General features: G+C 64.9%; 17 protein-coding genes. 8 read left to right on the forward strand and 9 right to left on the reverse strand.

Going from position 1 to position 16,993, the window contains the following annotated elements:
• Positions 1–3 precede the first annotated feature (3 nt).
• Genes IC40_RS0108000 through IC40_RS0108010 form a run of 3 tightly spaced genes read right to left on the reverse strand, consistent with a single transcriptional unit; the run spans position 4 to position 3,706 of the window.
• Positions 4–1,431, reverse strand: coding sequence for a WS/DGAT/MGAT family O-acyltransferase (locus IC40_RS0108000; protein ID WP_030134220.1), 1,428 nt, complete (start codon positions 1,429–1,431; stop codon positions 4–6).
• Between the two features lie 39 nt (positions 1,432–1,470).
• Complete coding sequence (locus tag IC40_RS0108005) at positions 1,471–1,686, reverse strand: hypothetical protein (protein WP_030134221.1); 216 nt, start codon at positions 1,684–1,686, stop codon at positions 1,471–1,473.
• 10 nt (positions 1,687–1,696) lie between these two features.
• Positions 1,697–3,706 (reverse strand): prolyl oligopeptidase family serine peptidase, encoded by a 2,010-nt coding sequence (locus IC40_RS0108010; protein ID WP_030134222.1) that lies wholly within the window; start codon positions 3,704–3,706, stop codon positions 1,697–1,699.
• 22 nt (positions 3,707–3,728) lie between these two features.
• Here IC40_RS0108010 and IC40_RS0108015 point away from each other — a divergent pair, with 22 nt between their 5' ends.
• A complete protein-coding gene (locus IC40_RS0108015) occupies positions 3,729–4,205 on the forward strand; it encodes a DUF779 domain-containing protein (RefSeq protein WP_030134223.1) in 477 nt (158 codons plus the stop codon).
• Positions 4,206–4,230: 25 nt separating this feature from the next.
• Here IC40_RS0108015 and IC40_RS0108020 read toward each other — a convergent pair whose 3' ends face one another.
• Positions 4,231–5,103 (reverse strand): cyclopropane mycolic acid synthase family methyltransferase, encoded by an 873-nt coding sequence (locus tag IC40_RS0108020; RefSeq protein ID WP_030134224.1) that lies wholly within the window; start codon positions 5,101–5,103, stop codon positions 4,231–4,233.
• A 58-nt stretch (positions 5,104–5,161) separates the two neighbouring features.
• Positions 5,162–6,037: a cyclopropane mycolic acid synthase family methyltransferase gene (locus tag IC40_RS0108025; protein WP_030134225.1), complete on the reverse strand. Its 876-nt coding sequence runs from the start codon at positions 6,035–6,037 to the stop codon at positions 5,162–5,164.
• Between the two features lie 157 nt (positions 6,038–6,194).
• Here IC40_RS0108025 and lpdA point away from each other — a divergent pair, with 157 nt between their 5' ends.
• Genes lpdA through IC40_RS0108040 form a run of 3 tightly spaced genes read left to right on the forward strand, consistent with a single transcriptional unit; the run spans position 6,195 to position 8,988 of the window.
• Entirely contained in the window at positions 6,195–7,589 is a 1,395-nt protein-coding gene (gene lpdA / locus IC40_RS0108030; protein WP_030134226.1) for a dihydrolipoyl dehydrogenase, read from the forward strand.
• A 10-nt stretch (positions 7,590–7,599) separates the two neighbouring features.
• Positions 7,600–7,875: a hypothetical protein gene (locus IC40_RS0108035; RefSeq protein WP_234411520.1), complete on the forward strand. Its 276-nt coding sequence runs from the start codon at positions 7,600–7,602 to the stop codon at positions 7,873–7,875.
• A 27-nt stretch (positions 7,876–7,902) separates the two neighbouring features.
• Positions 7,903–8,988, forward strand: a complete 1,086-nt coding sequence (locus tag IC40_RS0108040) for a GGDEF domain-containing protein (RefSeq protein WP_030134228.1) — start codon at positions 7,903–7,905, stop codon at positions 8,986–8,988.
• On the opposite strand, the gene IC40_RS0108045 is transcribed toward IC40_RS0108040, so the two are convergent.
• Together IC40_RS0108045 and ramB are read right to left on the reverse strand one after the other, a co-directional pair.
• On the reverse strand, positions 8,985–9,536 hold the full coding sequence (locus IC40_RS0108045) for a carboxymuconolactone decarboxylase family protein (RefSeq protein ID WP_019513776.1): 552 nt from the start codon (positions 9,534–9,536) through the stop codon (positions 8,985–8,987). The two genes, IC40_RS0108040 and IC40_RS0108045, sit on opposite strands and share 4 nt — an antisense overlap.
• A 10-nt stretch (positions 9,537–9,546) precedes the next feature.
• Positions 9,547–10,971: an acetate metabolism transcriptional regulator RamB gene (ramB, locus tag IC40_RS0108050; protein WP_030134229.1), complete on the reverse strand. Its 1,425-nt coding sequence runs from the start codon at positions 10,969–10,971 to the stop codon at positions 9,547–9,549.
• Between the two features lie 63 nt (positions 10,972–11,034).
• On the opposite strand from ramB, the gene IC40_RS0108055 reads away from it, so the two are divergent.
• The 4 genes from IC40_RS0108055 to IC40_RS0108070 all read left to right on the forward strand — a co-directional run bounded on the left by IC40_RS0108055 (position 11,035) and on the right by IC40_RS0108070 (position 15,291).
• Positions 11,035–11,832, forward strand: coding sequence for an acyl-[acyl-carrier-protein] thioesterase (locus tag IC40_RS0108055; protein WP_030134230.1), 798 nt, complete (start codon positions 11,035–11,037; stop codon positions 11,830–11,832).
• 245 nt (positions 11,833–12,077) lie between these two features.
• Positions 12,078–13,364: an isocitrate lyase gene (gene aceA / locus IC40_RS0108060; protein WP_030134231.1), complete on the forward strand. Its 1,287-nt coding sequence runs from the start codon at positions 12,078–12,080 to the stop codon at positions 13,362–13,364.
• A gap of 80 nt (positions 13,365–13,444) precedes the next feature.
• Complete coding sequence (locus IC40_RS0108065; RefSeq protein WP_030134232.1) at positions 13,445–14,299, forward strand: 3-hydroxybutyryl-CoA dehydrogenase; 855 nt, start codon at positions 13,445–13,447, stop codon at positions 14,297–14,299.
• A 119-nt stretch (positions 14,300–14,418) separates the two neighbouring features.
• Positions 14,419–15,291: a cyclopropane mycolic acid synthase family methyltransferase gene (locus tag IC40_RS0108070; protein ID WP_030134233.1), complete on the forward strand. Its 873-nt coding sequence runs from the start codon at positions 14,419–14,421 to the stop codon at positions 15,289–15,291.
• A gap of 94 nt (positions 15,292–15,385) precedes the next feature.
• Here IC40_RS0108070 and IC40_RS0108075 read toward each other — a convergent pair whose 3' ends face one another.
• The gene (locus tag IC40_RS0108075) at positions 15,386–16,258 is read right to left on the reverse strand and encodes a polyphosphate kinase 2 family protein (RefSeq protein WP_030134234.1); all 873 of its coding nucleotides are present in this window, start codon (positions 16,256–16,258) and stop codon (positions 15,386–15,388) included.
• Between the two features lie 6 nt (positions 16,259–16,264).
• The gene (locus tag IC40_RS0108080) at positions 16,265–16,966 is read right to left on the reverse strand and encodes a TetR/AcrR family transcriptional regulator (protein ID WP_030134235.1); all 702 of its coding nucleotides are present in this window, start codon (positions 16,964–16,966) and stop codon (positions 16,265–16,267) included.
• Between the last annotated feature and the right edge of the window lie 27 nt (positions 16,967–16,993).

Below are 16,993 nucleotides of genomic sequence, written 5' to 3' on the forward strand. Positions count from 1 at the left end.
CGCTCACCGGCGTCCGCGGGGCGGCACCCGCTTACCCGGTCGTGGTTCGGCCAGACCGGCGCCCACCTCCAGGTCGTAGAGCGCCGGTTCGATCAGATCGGCCATCTTGTGGATGTCCGCCGCCACCTCCGGGGTGGTGATGAACCCGAAATCGACCGAGTCGCAGTAACTGAAGCACGTGACGTTGAGCGCCACGTCGAACAGCAACGGCCCCAGCGGCATCAGGCTCTCGACCTTCGCCCCCGCCAGGTACAGCGGAAACGGCGGCCCCGGCACATTGCTGATCACCACGTTCATCGGCGCGATCGAACTGCCGATCCCACTGGCCGCATAGGCGCGGGACGCCAGTGCCAGCAGGCCGGGTGGCGTTGTCTCGGTATAACCCATGATCTGGTTGGCCGTCAGCGCCTTGGCCATCTCCTTGGCGCCCTGGGTGTAGGCGTAGATCTTCTTGATCCGTTCGGCCGGATCGGCGATATCGCTGGCCAGGACGACGGTCATCGCCGACACCTGGTTGCCCACGGCATTGTCGGCATCGGTGCGGGTGGACACCGGCACCTGGGACACCAGCGATTTGTCCGGTAGCTCGTCGCGCTCCTTGAGATAGTCGCGCATCGCCCCGGAAACCAGCGCAAGGACGACATCGTTGAGCTTGACCCCGTAGGCCTCCTTGACCTTCTTCACCCGGTCCAGTGGCACCCGGGCCCCGGCGACCCGTCGGTGCGGCGAGATCGGGGCGTTGAATCGGACAGTCGGAGAATCGAAATAGCGTGGCGGCTTGTTGTCGATGTTGCGCACCGCGATCTGTTGGCGCACCGTCTGTTCGACCAGGCGGGCGATCCGGTATGGCGTCTTCACACCGATGTTGATCAGATCGTTGATCAGCTGCAGCTCCGGTCGCGGCAGCCGCTTGCCGACCAGGGAACCGTCCACGTCGACGGCCGGCGGGCGGGGCTCGGGCGTGACGTCGAAGAGGATCTCGGTCAGACCCGCACCGGAGACACCGTCGACGACGGCGTGATGCATCTTGGTGATGATCGCGACGCGCCCGTCCCGAAGACCCTCGATCCACCACAGTTCCCACAGCGGCTTGGACCGGTCGAGCTTGTAGGACATCAGCCGCCCGGCGAGCTCGTCGAATTCCTTGCGGCCGCCGGGTGCGGGCACCGCGATCCGCCGGATGTGGAAATCGATATCCAGGTCGTCGTCCTCGACGAACCACGGCCGGTCCAATCCCATCGGAGACCCGGTCACCCGCCACCGCAGCTGCGGCAACTCTGGCAACCGGCTGGCGACCAGATCGCGGACCCTCTCGAAGGTGAAATCCGGTGCGTCCGTTGGATCACACACCGCACAGGCGCCGATATGCATATGCCAACCGTTGGTTTCAGCGAACCAGAAGGCTGCATCGACGCTCGATAGCCGGCTCATGGGCATCAGCGTACGGAAGCGCTGCGCTGCGCGGATACGTTATGCGTCAGAGCGACGGGTGAGCGCCTCGGTGATCCCGAGCGCGATGAGGATGTCGGCGACGGTGACCAACAGCCCGGCCCAGTACATCCACTTGATCGTGGCATCGGGTTGGGCCGCGAAGTAGACGAACAGGAAGATCGGCCCGACGATGCCACACACCAGCGTCATCGACTGGATGACGAGGTAGCGCTTGAACACCGTGAGCCCGGACATCGGCGCCAGCCTAGTTGCCGATGGTCTGCCACAGATAGCGGTAGATCAGCGCCGAGCGGAACGCCGCCTGCGAGTTGTCCGCCGCCCCGCCATGGCCGCCCTCGATGTTCTCGTAGTAGCTCACCGGGTGCCCGGCCTCTTCCAGTGCCGCGGTCATCTTGCGTGCATGCCCCGGATGCACGCGATCATCGCGGGTCGACGTGGTGATCAGGATCGGCGGGTACGTCCGATCGGCCGAGATATTCTGATAGGGCGAGTATTTGGAGATGAACTCCCAGTCCCCGGGATCGTCGGGATTACCGTACTCGGCCATCCAGGATGCACCGGCCAACAACAGATGAAAACGCTTCATGTCCAGCAGCGGGACACTGCAGACCAGGGCGCCGAACCGATCCGGGTATCGGGTCAGCATGATGCCCATCAGCAATCCGCCGTTGCTGCCGCCCTGAGCGCCGAGGCGATCCACCGTGGTGACCCCGCGTGCGACCAGATCGGCGGCCACCGCCGCGAAGTCCTCGTCGACCAGATGCCTGCCCTCGCGCATGGCCTGGGTATGCCAACCCGGCCCGTACTCACCGCCGCCGCGGATATTGGCCAGGACATAGGTGCCGCCGCGGGCGAGCCACAACCGACCGAGCACACCGTCGTATCCTGGCGTGCGCGACACCTCGAATCCGCCGTACCCGCCCAGCAGCGTCGGCCCGGCCGCGCCGGGGCGACCGACCACGAAATAGGGAATGGAGGTGCCATCGGCCGAGGTCGCGAAGTGTTGACTGACCTGCAGTCCGGTGGTGTCGAAGAACCCGGGCGCCGCCTTGATCGGGCTGACCGGTCCGTCGGCCGTGCCGTGCAGCAACTGCGATGGTGTCAGGAATCCGCTTGAGTCCAGGAAGATTTCGTCGCCGTCGGAGTCTGCCCCCGCGATGACGGTGTTGGTGTTGGGTGGCACGCCGGCCAGGTCGACCGCGGTCCACGTCCCCGGCGTGACGATCTGCACGTGGCTGGCCACATCGGCCAGCGTGACCAGCACCAGCTTGTCGCGGGTCCATGAGTACTGGTGCAGGCTGGTGCGCTCGTCGGGCTCGAAGACGACGGTGAGATTCTTTGTGCCGGAGACAAACTCGTCGTAATCGGCGGCCAGCAGCGAACCCGCGCGGTAGTTGTCCCAGTCGGTGCGCAGCTCGATCAGCAGCCAGCCGCGATGCACCGACAGTGAGGCGTCGGTCGGCGCGTCGATGCGCACCAGCTGCTCGCCGCGCAGCTCGTAGATCTCGTCATTGAAGAAGTCGACCGCGCGGCTGATCAAGGTGCGCTGGTAGCCGGGTGTGCGGTCCACCGACGCCGCGACGATGACGTCGGTCCGCTCGCCCGCGTAGACCTGGACCGCATCGGCGAGCGGGGTACCGCGTCGCCAGCGCTTGACCAACCGAGCATAGCCCGAGTCGGTCAACGAGCCTTCGCCGAAGTCGGTGCCGACCAGCAGGGTGTCTTCGTCCTCCCAGCTGATCTGGGTCTTGGCCTCCGGCAGCTCGAAACCGCCGGGGACGAATGCACGTGTGCGCATGTCGAATTCGCGCACCACGACGGCGTCCGCCCCGCCCCGGGACAGGCTGATCAGGGCCAGGCTGTGGTCGGGTTCGATGACATCGGCACCGGCCCACACCCAGTTGGTGTCGTCGGTGCGGGCGAGTTCATCCACGTCGATGACGACGTCCCAGTCCGGCTGCTCGGTGCGGTAGCTCTCCAGCGTCGTGCGCCGCCACAACCCACGCGGGTTGGTCTCATCGCGCCAGAAGTTGTAGAGATACTTCCCGCGCCGGCGGACATAGGGGATGCGGGCATCGGTGTCGAGGACCTCGAGGGCCTCGGCGCGCATCGCCTCGAATTCGTCGTCACCCAGCTGCGCCAGGGTCGGTTCGTTGTGGCTGCGAACCCAGTCCAGGGCGGCGTCGCCGGTGACGTCTTCGAGCCATAGGTACGGATCGGCGGGGGAGTCGGCAGAAGTCACACAGACATTCATACCCTGCGCGTAGCGTTGAGATATGACCAGCCGAGCCCTCATCACCGCACCGGCCGCCGATCTGCTCGCCACCTTGCAGAACCAGCACGGGGCGTTGATGTTTCACCAGTCCGGTGGTTGTTGTGACGGTTCATCGCCGATGTGTTACCCGGAGGGCGATTTCATCGTCGGTGATCGCGACATCCTGCTGGCCGTGCTTGATGTCGGGACCGGGGTGCCGGTGTGGATCTCCGGACCGCAGTTCGACGTCTGGAAACACACCCAATTGATCATCGATGTCGTGCCAGGCCGGGGCAGTGGATTCAGCCTCGAGTCACCGGAGGGCAAACGCTTCCTCAGCCGTGGGCGGGTCTTCACCGACTCCGAACTCGCCGAACTGGAGGCGCGCCCGCCGATCACCGGCGCCCGCTACGAGGCGGGCGAACGGCCGGACGACCGGGATACCCGGATCGTGTCCGAAGCGGCCGAAGCCTGCCCGCTGCCCTCAGCTCCGCGCTGAACTTTTCCGCACATCACGCTGTCGGTCAGGTGGAGCGCTTGCGCAACGTGAACTGCACGACATCGGTCTGCCGTTTGCGGAATGTCTCGGCGCAGCCGGTGAGGTACTTCATGTAGCGGTCGTAGACCTCTTCGGACTGGATCTCGATCGCCTGCTCGCGGTGGGCGGCGAGGGCCTCCGCCCACCGGTCCAGCGTGAGCGCATAGTGCGGCTGCAGCGACTGTCGCCGGGTGAGCTCGAAGCCACCGGCCGCCGAGACCTCCTCGACCATCTCGACCGACGGGAGCCGACCGCCGGGAAATATCTCGGTGATGATGAACTTCACGAACCGCGCGAGCTCGAAGGTGACGGGAATGCCCGCTTCCTTCGCTTTCGCCGGGTTGAACGCGCAGATGGTGTGCAGCAGCATGACGCCGTCGTCGGGCAGGGCCTCGCGGGTCATCCGGAAGAAATCCGGGTAGCGGTCGAAGCCGAAGTGCTCGAACGCCCCGATCGACACGATGCGGTCTACGGGTTCGTCGAACTGTTCCCAGCCCTGCAGCAACACGCGGCGCTCGCGGGCGGAGTCCATGGCATCGAAGCTGCGCTGCACGTGCTCGGCCTGGTTCTTGGACAGCGTCAGGCCGATGACGTTGACGTCGTATTTCTCCACGGCGCGGCGCATGGTGGCACCCCAGCCGCAGCCGATATCGAGCAGTGTCATACCCGGTTGCAGGCCCAACTTGCCGAGTGCGAGGTCGATCTTGGCGAGCTGGGCCTCCTCCAGCGTCATGTCATCACGCTCGAAGTAGGCGCAGCTGTAGGTCTGCGTGGGGTCGAGAAAAAGCCGGAAGAACTCGTCGGACAGGTCGTAATGGGCCTGGACGTCGGCGAAGTGCGGGGTCAGATCCTTGGGCATGAACTGCCTTCCTGGCCGCCCGAGCGGCGATGGCGTATGGGTTGGGCGGGCCGCCGGCTCAGCCTTTCGCGCCCTTTTCCAGGGTGAACTGCACGACGTCGATCTGACCGTTGCGGAACAGGTCGGCGCAGCCGGTGAGGTACTTCATGTACCGGTCGTAGACCTCTTGGGACTGGATGGCGATGGCCTCCTCGCGGCGCGGCTCCAGCGCCGCGGCCCAGTGGTCCAAGGTGATGGCGTAGTGCTGCTGTAGGGAATGCTCGCGGGTGAGGGCGAAGCCGGCGTCGGCGGCGTGTTCCTGCACCATCTCGCTGGTCGGCAGCCGACCGCCAGGGAAGATCTCCTCGGCGATGAACTTCGCGAAACGGACCCCATCCATCGTCAGCGGGATGCCTTTGGCCTGCACGGCTTCGCGGCTGAAGTTGCAGATGCTGTGCAGCATCATGACGCCATCGGCGGGCAGCGCTTCATAGGTCATCCGGAAGAAGTCCTGGTAGCGGTCGAAACCGAAATGCTCGAACGCGCCGATCGAGACGATCCGGTCCACCGGCTCGTTGAACTGTTCCCAGCCCTGCAGCATCACCCGGCGCTCGCGGGCGGAGTCCATGGCATCGAAGCTGCGCTGCACGTGCTCGGCCTGGTTCTTCGACAGGGTCAGGCCGATGACGTTGACGTCATACCGCTCGACGGCCCGGCGCAGGGTGGCACCCCAGCCGCAACCGATATCGAGCAGCGTCATGCCGGGCTGGAGGCCGAGTTTGCCGAGGGAAAGATCTATCTTCGCGAGCTGGGCCTCTTCCAGCGTCATGTCCGGACGCTCGAAGTAGGCGCAGCTGTAGGTCTGCGTGGGATCGAGGAACAGCCGGAAAAACTCGTCTGACAGGTCGTAATGTGCCTGGACGTCCTCAAAGTGCGGGGTCATGTTCTTGGCCATGGGATTCAACTTCCTGGTCGAAGAGCGGCACATCTCAAGGTATTCGGTACAGCCCGAGACCCGGATGGGTTTTTGCTCGACTGAACGTACCCATCTTGCCTGTCAACCAATCGCGGTCGCCATCCGGCCGGATCGGCAACGGCGATAAGCTGGTGTCGTGACCCACTATGACGTCGTCGTACTCGGAGCCGGCCCGGGCGGATACGTGGCTGCCATCCGCGCCGCCCAACTCGGTCTCAACACCGCGATCATCGAACCCAAGTACTGGGGCGGTGTCTGTCTGAACGTCGGGTGCATCCCGTCCAAGGCGCTGCTGCGCAATGCCGAACTGGCGCACATCTTCACCAAGGAAGCCAAGACCTTCGGCATCAGCGGGGAGGCGAGCTTCGACTTCGGTGCAGCCTTCGACCGCAGCCGCAAGGTCGCCGACGGCCGCGTGGCCGGTGTGCACTTCCTGATGAAGAAGAACAAGATCACCGAGATCCACGGCTACGGCAAGTTCACCGATGCCAACAGCATCACCGTCGACCTCAACGAGGGCGGCACCGAGCAGGTCACCTTCGACAACGCCATCATCGCCACCGGTTCGTCGGTGCGGCTGGTGCCGGGCACCTCGTTGTCCGAGAACGTCGTCACCTACGAGAAGCAGATCATGACCCGCGAGCTGCCCTCCTCGATCATCATCGCCGGCGCCGGTGCCATCGGCATGGAGTTCGCCTACGTGATGAAGAACTACGGCGTCGACGTCACCATCGTCGAGTTCCTTCCGCGCGCGCTGCCCAACGAGGACGTCGAGGTCTCCAAGGAGATCGAGAAGCAGTACAAGAAGCTGGGCGTGAAGATCCTGACCGGCACCAAGGTCGAGTCCATCGAGGATTCGGGCGACGAGGTCACCGTCACCGTCAGCAAGGACGGCAAGACCGAGGAGCTAAAGGCCGACAAGGTGCTCCAGGCCATCGGTTTCGCCCCCAACATCGAGGGCTACGGCCTGGACAACACCGGGGTCGCGCTCACCGAGCGCAAGGCCATCGATATCGATGACCACATGCGCACCAGCGTGCCGCACATCTACGCCATCGGCGATGTCACCAGCAAGCTGCAGCTCGCCCATGTCGCCGAGGCCCAGGGCGTGGTGGCCGCCGAGACCATCGCCGGCGCGGAGACGCTGACCCTCGGCGACTACCGGATGATGCCGCGCGCCACGTTCTGCCAGCCGCAGGTGGCCAGCTTCGGGCTCACCGAAGAGCAGGCGCGCGACGAGGGGTACGACGTGAAGGTCGCGAAGTTCCCCTTCACCGCCAACGGCAAGGCGCACGGACTGGCCGATCCGACGGGCTTCGTCAAGCTGATCGCCGACACCAAGTACGGCGAGCTGATCGGTGGGCACCTCATCGGACCCGACGTCTCCGAGCTGCTGCCCGAGCTGACGCTGGCCCAGAAGTGGGATCTGACCGTCAACGAGCTGACCCGCAACGTGCATACCCATCCGACGCTCTCGGAGGCGCTGCAGGAAGCCATCCACGGCCTGGCCGGCCACATGATCAACTTCTGACGGGGAGCGCGTGCCGACCAGGGCAGTGATCGTCGCCGCCATCGGCGGTCTGGTGATCGGCCACATCCTGTGGCTGGTGGCCATCTCACTGGCGATCAACACCAGCAATGTCCCGTTCTGGGTGCTCGTCGTATCCGGTGTGATCACCGTGCTGGCGGGTGTCATCGCGGCGCTGGGCTGGCGGGCCCACCAACGGAAGGACCGGGTCGCCACCGCGTTCCTGTGGTCGGTTCCGGTCGCGCCGATGTTGCTGACGTTGACAGTTCTGGCCGTCACGTACTTGTAGACGTTTGCTTTCGGTAAGAATGACCCCGTGGGGGATGGCGCGCGGGGTGAGCTACTTCTTCAATGGTGGCGTCAGCGTGACGACTACGAGTGGCGGATCGAGTTCCTGCGTAGCCGTGGGATGCTCCCGGTTCTGCGCTATCTGATCGCCGGCATCGGCGCCGTCATGGGCGTGCTCGGTGCTGTCAACATCTTCGTTCCCCCGGTCAACGACACGACGCTGATCCGGGCCGGGTGGGCGGTGGTGTCTATCGGCTCGCTGGCATGGTCGGCGCGCTGGGCGTTGCGGCCCTGGCCCAGCGAACGTGTCTCGGCGCTGCTGGTCGCCTATGTCGACGTCATCATGACGCTGTCGGCGTTGCTGTTCGGCGACCCCAACCTGGCGATGTCGGGTATCCCGATCCTGCTGTGCGCGGGCGGTTACGTCGTCTTCTTCCATGGGCCCAAGCTGCACGTCGCCCACATTGTGTGGTGCGTGGCATCGGTGCTGGGCATCGCGGTGTGGATGCTGCTGAGCGCCGACAGTTATGGCCTGCAGGTCGCCGTGTCGCGCTCGGTGATCGCGCTGGCGGTGACGGTGTGCATCCTGCCCGCGCTGCAATTCGGTTTCTGGCTGCTACAGGGCAGCTCCATCCAGTCCGTCACCGATCCATTGACCGAACTGACCAATCGGCGCGGCCTCGACGCTGCGGTGCGTCGGCTCAACGAGTCCGCACCACCCGATACCGACCTGTGCGCGCTGCTGATCGACGTCGACGGTTTCAAGGCCGTCAACGACGACCTCGGCCACGTCGTGGGCGATCAGGTGTTGATCCGCACCGCCCGCCGGATCAGATCCAGCGTCTGCCCGCACGCGGTGGTGGTGCGCTGGGGCGGGGAAGAGTTCTTGGTGGTCGACCGCATCATGGCCGATCAGGCGCACTGGGTCGCCGAACGCATCCGGGCCTCGGTGGCCGTGCCCGACGAGCCGCGGGTGACCGTCAGCGTCGGCGTGGCGGTGTGCACCGAGCCGGTCTCCGGGCTCGACGGTGTCATCCCGGCCGCGGACCGGGCGATGTACGAGGCCAAGGCGCTCGGCGGTGACTGCGTGGTGATGGCCGAGAAGGCCCACTAGTCCGGGAAGTCCAAGGGAATACGCAGCGTCTCCATGGTGGCGGCCAGCGCGTCGTACTGGCCGGCCAGTGTGCAGAACTCGATGATCTGCGCGCGGTCGTAGATCTTCGACAGTGCGCTCCAGGTCTCGGGGGACATCGACCGGGTGACGACGAACTCGTCGGTCGCGGCGATGAGCACCCGCTGGTGCGGGGTCAGGCCGTCGGCGTCGGGACCTTCGAAGATCGCGGCCTGCACATCGGCCTTGAGGCCCCGGCTGCGCGCCAGCCGCCGGTGCTGTTGTAGCTCGTACTCACAATTGCGCAGGTGCCCGACCCGCAGGATCACCAGCTCGGCATCCTTGCGATCGAGCTTGCCCGCATAGAGCAGATACCCGGAGAACGGCAGCCAGGCCAGGAACAACAGCCGATGCTGGCCGAGCACGTTGAACAGATGGAACTTGGGGGCCCGGATGCCACGGGCGCCGATCTTGGCGATCGCCCAGTTCAGCGGGCCGAGCTCACGGAATCCGCCGGGCGGGATACGGGCAGGTGCGGTATCGGCGCTCACGCACCCGAGTCTAGGTAGTGCGCACCAGATACGGGGACACTGTGCTGCGGTGCTCGTCGAGGTCGAGCGCCTTACCCAGGGCGGGGAAGGCGCGCTGGGTGCAGTTGTCGCGTTCGCAGACCCGGCAGCCGGCGCCGATCGGAGTGGCGGTGACCCGATCTCCCGCCAGGTCCAGACCCTCGGAGTAGACCAGCCGGTGGGCGTGGCGCAGTTCGCAGCCCAGGCCTATCGCGAACGTCTTCCCGGGCTGGCCGTAGCGCGCCGCGCGTCGTTCCACGGTGCGTGCGACCCACATGTAGTTGCGGCCGTCGGGCATCTGGGCGATCTGGACAAGGATCTTGCCCGGGTTGGCGAAGGTCTCGTAGACGTTCCACAGCGGACAGGTGCCGCCGCTGGACGAGAAGTGGAAACCGGTGGCCGACTGACGCTTGGACATGTTGCCCGCCCGGTCGACGCGCACGAATGACAGTGGTACGCCGCGCATATCGGGTCGTTGCAAGGTCGAGAGCCGGTGTGCGACGGTCTCATACGATACCGCGTAGTGCGCCGACAGCCGCTCGACGTCGTACCGGAAATTACCTGCGATCTCATGGAACTGCCTGTACGGCAGCACGATTGCCGCGGCGAAATAGTTCGCCAGTCCCAGCCTGGCCAGGGTGCGCGACTCGTCGCTGGTGAAATGGCCGTCCTCGACCAGCTTGTCGATCAGATCACCGAATTCCAGGTGGCCCAGTTCGGCTGCCAGCTTGAAGACGAACTGCCCGCCCGACAGGTGGTCACCGACCTGCAGGGTGCGGGTCTGTGGGTCGTAGCGGTGCAGTACGTTGTCGCCGAGATCGGTGCGCCGCACGATGCGAACCCCGTGCACGCGGGTAAGCCGGTCGGAGAGCTCGCGGGTCAGCTCGGCGCGGTGCATGCGCATCCGGATCGTCAGATCCTCTGCGGCGGTGTCGAGTTCGTGCAGGTAATTCTGCCGTTGGTAGAAGTAGTCGCGGACTTCTTCATGCGGCATGGTGATCGCACCGGAACCGGATTCCGATGTGCTGAACCGGCCTTCGGTGGCGGCGGCCAGCTGGGTGGTGGTGAGCCGGTATCGCTGATGCAGGTTGACCATGGCCCGTGCGATTGCCGGATGGGCGCTGACGATATCGGCGAGTTCGCCCGCGTCGATATCGATGTCCAGATCACGGTCGAGGGTGACCTCGCGCAACTCGGCGACCAGGCGGGTGTCGTCCTGGGATGCGAAGAACCCGGCGTCCACGCCGAACACCTCGGTGATGCGCAGCAGCACCGACACCGTCAACGGCCGGACGTCGTGTTCGATCTGGTTGAGGTAGCTGGGGGAGATGTCGAGCATCTGAGCCAGCGCGGCCTGGCTGAAGCCGCGTTCCCGTCGTAGCTGACGGACCCTGGATCCGACGAAGGTCTTGGCCACCCGTCCAGCCTAATGAGCGTTGCAAAGGTTGGCTTTGCATTCTTCGCAGGCCATATTGGAGGAATGACCGGCTTGGCCAAGACCATGATGCCCGTGCCCGATCCGCACCCCGATGTGTTCGACACCCAGTGGCCGCTGCGGGTCGCCGACGTGGACCGGACCGGCCGACTGAAATTCGATGCCGCCACCCGGCACATCCAGGACATCGGGTCCGATCAGCTGCGGGAGATGGGTTATGAGGAAACTCACCCGCTGTGGATCGTGCGGCGCACGATGGTCGACCTGATCCGGCCGATCGAGTTCAAGGACATGCTGCGGTTGCGGCGCTGGTGTTCCGGCACGTCGAACCGATGGTGTGAGATGCGGGTCCGCATAGATGGCCGTAAGGGCGGACTGATGGAATCGGAGGCGTTCTGGATCAACATCAACGCCGAGACGCAGGGACCGGCTCGGATCTCCGACGACTTCCTGGCCGGTCTGCGCCGCACCACCGATGTCGACCGGCTCCGCTGGAAGGCCTACCTGAGGGCCGGCGACCGCGCGGATGCCGAGGAGATCCGGCCCTATCCGGTCCGCGTCAGCGATATCGACATCTTCGACCACATGAACAACTCGGTGTACTGGAGCGTCGTCGAGGACTTTCTCGGCACCCGGCCGGAACTGCTGGAAAGGCCGCTGCGGGTGACCATCGAGCACGACCTGCCGGTGGCGCTGGGCGACGAGTTGGAGATCATCCGGCACACCTACCCGGCCGGTTCAACCGATCGATTCGGTCCAGAACTGACCGACCGGACTGTTACAACGCTCACATATGCCGTCGGCGACGAGACCAAAGCGGTGGCGGCGATCTTCAATCGGTGACCCCCGCCGTTTAACAGTACGGGCGTACTGACCAGCGCAAACTGGCTACCGATCGGTAGGTTCTGAACCGGTAAAGCGGACTCACCGATTTGCAAAGTTAGCAACATGGCTGACCGTGTTGGACAAAATTGGCAAGCGAAACGGGTGGACCTGCGGATATAGCGTGAGGCATGCTCGACGTATCAGCTCAGTGGAAATCGCTGCAGCGTTAACAAAATCGAGTTGCCGAATCGATAGGAGCAACCATGTCCACCGTTGGCACGCCGAAGAGCCCGGAACAGATCCAGCACGACTGGGACCACAACCCCCGCTGGAAGGGCATCACCCGCACCTACACCCCCAAGGACGTCGTCGCGCTGCAGGGCACCGTCGTCGAAGAGGCGACGCTGGCCCGCCGTGGTGCCGAGGTGCTGTGGGAGCAGCTCCACGACATGGATTTCGTCAACTCGCTCGGCGCGCTGACCGGCAACATGGCCGTGCAGCAGGTGCGTGCCGGCCTGAAGGCCATCTACCTGTCCGGGTGGCAGGTCGCCGGTGACGCGAACCTGTCCGGTCACACCTACCCCGACCAGAGCCTGTACCCGGCCAACTCGGTGCCGCAGGTCATCCGCCGCATCAACAACGCACTGCTGCGTGCCGACGAGATCGCCAAGGTCGAGGGTGACACCTCGGTCGAGAACTGGTTGGCCCCGATCGTCGCCGACGGCGAGGCCGGCTTCGGTGGCGCGCTGAACGTCTACGAGCTGCAGAAGGCCATGATCGCCGCCGGTGTCGCCGGCTCGCACTGGGAAGACCAGCTGGCCTCGGAGAAGAAGTGTGGCCACCTCGGTGGCAAGGTGCTCATCCCCACCCAGCAGCACATCCGCACGCTGACCTCGGCGCGCCTCGCGGCCGACGTCGCCGACGTGCCGACCGTCGTCATCGCCCGTACCGATGCCGAGGCCGCCACCCTGATCACCTCCGATGTCGACGAGCGCGACCAGCCCTTCATCACCGGTGAGCGCACCGCCGAAGGCTTCTACCGCGTGAAGAACGGCCTGGAGCCGTGCATCGCCCGTGCCAAGGCCTACGCGCCGTACTCCGATCTGATCTGGATGGAGACCGGCACCCCGGACCTGGAGCTGGCCAAGAAGTTCGCCGAGGGCGTCAAGAGCGAGTTCCCGGACCAGATGCTGGCCTACAACTGCTCGCCGTCGTTCAACTGGAAGCAGCACCTCGACGACGCCACCATCGCGAAGTTCCAGAAGGAGCTCGGCGCGATGGGCTTCAAGTTCCAGTTCATCACCCTCGCCGGCTTCCACGCCCTGAACTACTCGATGTTCGATCTGGCCTACGGGTACGCCCGCAACCAGATGAGCGCCTACGTCGAGCTGCAGGAGCGCGAGTTCGCCGCCGAAGAGCGTGGCTACACCGCCACCAAGCACCAGCGCGAGGTCGGCGCCGGCTACTTCGACCGGATCGCCACCACCGTGGACCCGACCAGCTCGACCACCGCGCTGGCCGGTTCGACCGAAGAGGGCCAGTTCCACTAGGAATTGCTGTTGATAGCGTCAGGCCCCGTCCGTGCATTGCGGGCGGGGCCTGACGGCTGTCCGGAGTCAAGGAGAAACAGTTGAGCATCGAACGCGTGGGTGTCATCGGCGCCGGGCAGATGGGCGCCGGGATCGCCGAAGTGTGTGCCAAGGCCGGAGCCCAGGTGCTGGTCTTCGAACCCAATGACGATCTGATCGCCGCGGGCCGCACGCGGATCACCGCGTCGCTGGACCGGGCCGCCGCCAAGGGCAAGCTCAGCGAGGCCGACCGTGATGCGGCCGTCGCGCGATTGGCCTTCACCACCAGCCTGGCCGATATGGCCGACCGGCAGCTGACCATCGAGGCGATCGTCGAGGATGAGAACGTCAAGGCGAAGGTCTTCGCCGAGCTCGACCGGGTGATCACCGACCCCGATGCGGTGCTGGCGTCGAACACCTCCAGCATTCCGATCATGAAGATCGCTGCGGCGACGCAGAACCCGCAGCGGGTGCTGGGTCTGCACTTCTTCAACCCGGTGCCGGTGCTGCCGCTGGTCGAGTTGATCTCGACGCTGGTCACCGACGAGGCGGCCGCCGCACGGGTCGAGGATTTCGCCGCCAACGTGCTGGGCAAGCAGGTGGTGCGGTGTTCGGATCGCTCGGGATTCGTCGTCAATGCGCTGCTGGTGCCGTTCCTGCTGTCGGCGATCCGGATGCTCGAATCCGGTTTCGCCACCGTCGAGGATGTCGACACCGCGGTCGTCGGCGGGCTGTCGCACCCGATGGGCCCGCTCCGCTTGTCCGACCTGGTCGGACTCGACACCCTTAAGCTGATCGCCGACAAGATGTACGAGGAGTTCAAGGAGCCGCTGTACGGCCCGCCGCCGCTGCTCCTGCGCATGGTCGAGGCAGGTCACCTCGGCAAGAAGTCGGGTAAGGGCTTCTACGATTACTGAGCTTGGCTAACGATCTGGCCGAGCCGCATGGGGTAAAGTCGTCGAATGCGATACGGGGGCCGCTGAATCGTGAGCGCCTGCCAACGTCATTTCTGATCAACACCAGGGGTTGTTTTCGTATGTCGAAGGTTGAGTCCGGTCTGGAGCCGTACTACGAGGAGTCGCAGTCCATCTACGACATCTCCAACGACTTCTTCGCACTGTTCCTCGGACCCACGATGGGCTATACCTGCGGCTATTACGAGCGCGAGGATATGACCCTCGATGAGTCGCAGAACGCCAAATTCGATCTGGCGCTGGGCAAATTGGCGCTGGAGCCGGGGATGACGCTGCTCGATATCGGCTGCGGCTGGGGTGGCGCGCTCGAACGCGCGTTGATCAACTACGACGTCAACGTCATCGGCATCACGCTGAGCAAGGCGCAGTCCGAGTACGCCCGCGAGCGGCTGGCCAAGATCGACACCAAGCGCAACGTCGAGATCCGGCTGCAGGGCTGGGAAGAGTTCAACGAGCCCGTCGACCGCATCGTGTCCATCGGAGCGTTCGAAGCTTTCAAGGCCGAGCGCTACCCGCTGTTCTTCCAACGTGCCTACGACATCCTGCCCAGCGACGGCCGGATGCTGCTGCACACGATCCTGGCCCACACCCAGGAGTTCTTCCGCACCAACGGCATCAAGGTCACCCTCAGCGACCTGAAGTTCATGAAGTTCATCGGCGAGGAGATCTTCCCAGGCGGCCAGCTGCCTGCCGTCGAGGACATCGAGAAGTTGGCCGCGGACACCGGGTTCGATCTGCAGCGCATTCACCTGCTGCAGCCGCACTACGCCCGCACGCTGGACATGTGGGCGGCCAACCTGGAGGCGGCCAAGGATGAGGCGATCGCCATGCAGGGCCAGGAGGTCTACGACCGGTACATGAAGTACCTGGTCGGCTGCGCCGATTTCTTCCGTCGCGGTATCACCAACATCGGGCAGTTCACGCTCGTCAAGTAGGCGCATTCCGCGTCGAAAGTGCACTCAGATCGAGAAATCAGCCGATAACTCGATCTGAGTACACCGTCGCGGCCGGGGTCCCTCGGCTCGAAAGTCAGGCCGAAGCCAGCCGCTTCTTCTCGGCCTCGACGTCGAACTCGGCGGGCGGCCAACTCAGATCCAGGCTCTTGAGGGCCTCGATCAGCAGCTCCAGGACCGCCAGCCGGCTGTACCACTTCCGGTTGCACGGCACGATGTGCCACGGTGCGTAGTCGGTCGAGGTCTTGTCCAACATCGCCTGGTACGCCTCTTGGTACAGCGGCCATTTCAGCCGCTCGTCGATATCGGCGGGGTTGTACTTCCAGTATTTGTCCGGCCGGTCCAGGCGGTCGGCCAACCGCTGCTTCTGTTCGTCGAGCGAGACGAACATCGCCACCTTGACGATGGTGGTGCCGGTGTCGACGAGCTCGCGCTCGAAGGCGTTGATCTCGTCGTAGCGCGCGCCCCAGACGTCCGGCGGTACCAGATTGTGCACGCGCACGATCAGGACGTCCTCGTAGTGCGATCGATCGAAGACGCCGATGTGCCCGGCCGACGGCAATGCCTTGTTGATCCGCCACAGGTAGTGGTGCGAGAGCTCTTCCGGCGTCGGCTTACCGAAGCTGGTGTACTGGATTCCCTGCGGGTTTCCAGCTCCCACAACATGTTTGACGATTCCGCCCTTGCCCGCGGTGTCCATGCCCTGTAGCACCAGCAGCACCGAACGCCTGTCACCACTGCGGCTGTTGGCGTAGAGCATCTCCTGCAGACCTGCGAACCGCTCACCGCGCTCGGCGGCCAGGGCAGGGGCGTCGGACTTGGACCCGGTGAACCCCGGGGTGGCCTCGGCGTCGATCTCGGAGACCTTGTCACCGGGGCGGAACTTCAGGTGGGTGTGGGGTTCGTGGCTCCACAGCTTCGACAGTTCGGAGGTGTTGTCCTGGCTCACAACAGCTCAGTCAAGCAGGTGTGGCGGCAGCGCGGGTGGCGGATGGGCCTGGGCGTTGAATCTCTCCAGCGATCCGCCGACCTCGACGATGCCGCGCAGCGCGCTCCAGGACAGCATCGTCAGGTAGTCGATCAGCTGATCGGCGCTCATCCGCTGGTTGGACATCCACGAGTGGGTGGCCAGCTGCACCCCACCGACGATGTGGAACGCCCACGGCTCGACCCCGCCGGTGTCCATGCCCGCGGCCTGCATCCGGCGACGCAACATCACGGCCAGCATCCTGGCGATGATCTGCTCGGAATCGTTGATCGCCTTGGTCCGCGCCGAGGAGTTGTTGGACATGACGAATCGGTACGGCTCGGGCTCGGAGGCCACCGTGTCGACGTAGACCCGGATGATCTCCCGGACCAGCGCGTAGCCATCCAGATCGGTCGACAGCGCGGCGGCCATGTTGGGGATGAGGGTGGTCTGGGCGAAGCGCATCATGACCGCGGTCGTCAGATCGTTCTTGTCGACGAAATAGCGGTAGAGCACCGTCTTGGAGACGCCGATCTCGGCGGCGATCTCGTCCATGCTCACATTGGCGCCACGGCGGCGGATGGCCTCCAGCGTGCCGTCGACGAGCTCATTGCGCCGTTCGACTTTGTGCTGATGCCAGCGTCGTTTGCGGCCGTCTGTCTTCACCGCCGCGGAGCCCTGCTGTGCCACCGTCGAGAGTTCCATTCCGTTCACTAG

It is taken from the genome of Mycolicibacterium neoaurum ATCC 25795, from assembly GCF_000691525.1.
Lineage (GTDB): Bacteria > Actinomycetota > Actinomycetes > Mycobacteriales > Mycobacteriaceae > Mycobacterium > Mycobacterium neoaurum.

What these genes read in the sequence shown, in the direction of transcription:
- IC40_RS0108015 (WP_030134223.1), top strand. Translation starts at nt 3,729, where the DNA reads ATGACCAGCCGAGCCCTCATCACCGCACCGGCCGCCGATCTGCTCGCC.
- IC40_RS0108005 (WP_030134221.1), bottom strand. Translation starts at nt 1,686, where the DNA reads ATGTCCGGGCTCACGGTGTTCAAGCGCTACCTCGTCATCCAGTCGATG.
- IC40_RS0108020 (WP_030134224.1), bottom strand. Translation starts at nt 5,103, where the DNA reads ATGCCCAAGGATCTGACCCCGCACTTCGCCGACGTCCAGGCCCATTAC.
- IC40_RS0108010 (WP_030134222.1), bottom strand. Translation starts at nt 3,706, where the DNA reads ATGAATGTCTGTGTGACTTCTGCCGACTCCCCCGCCGATCCGTACCTA.
- aceA (WP_030134231.1), top strand. Translation starts at nt 12,078, where the DNA reads ATGTCCACCGTTGGCACGCCGAAGAGCCCGGAACAGATCCAGCACGAC.
- IC40_RS0108055 (WP_030134230.1), top strand. Translation starts at nt 11,035, where the DNA reads ATGACCGGCTTGGCCAAGACCATGATGCCCGTGCCCGATCCGCACCCC.
- IC40_RS0108000 (WP_030134220.1), bottom strand. Translation starts at nt 1,431, where the DNA reads ATGAGCCGGCTATCGAGCGTCGATGCAGCCTTCTGGTTCGCTGAAACC.
- IC40_RS0108025 (WP_030134225.1), bottom strand. Translation starts at nt 6,037, where the DNA reads ATGGCCAAGAACATGACCCCGCACTTTGAGGACGTCCAGGCACATTAC.
- IC40_RS0108070 (WP_030134233.1), top strand. Translation starts at nt 14,419, where the DNA reads ATGTCGAAGGTTGAGTCCGGTCTGGAGCCGTACTACGAGGAGTCGCAG.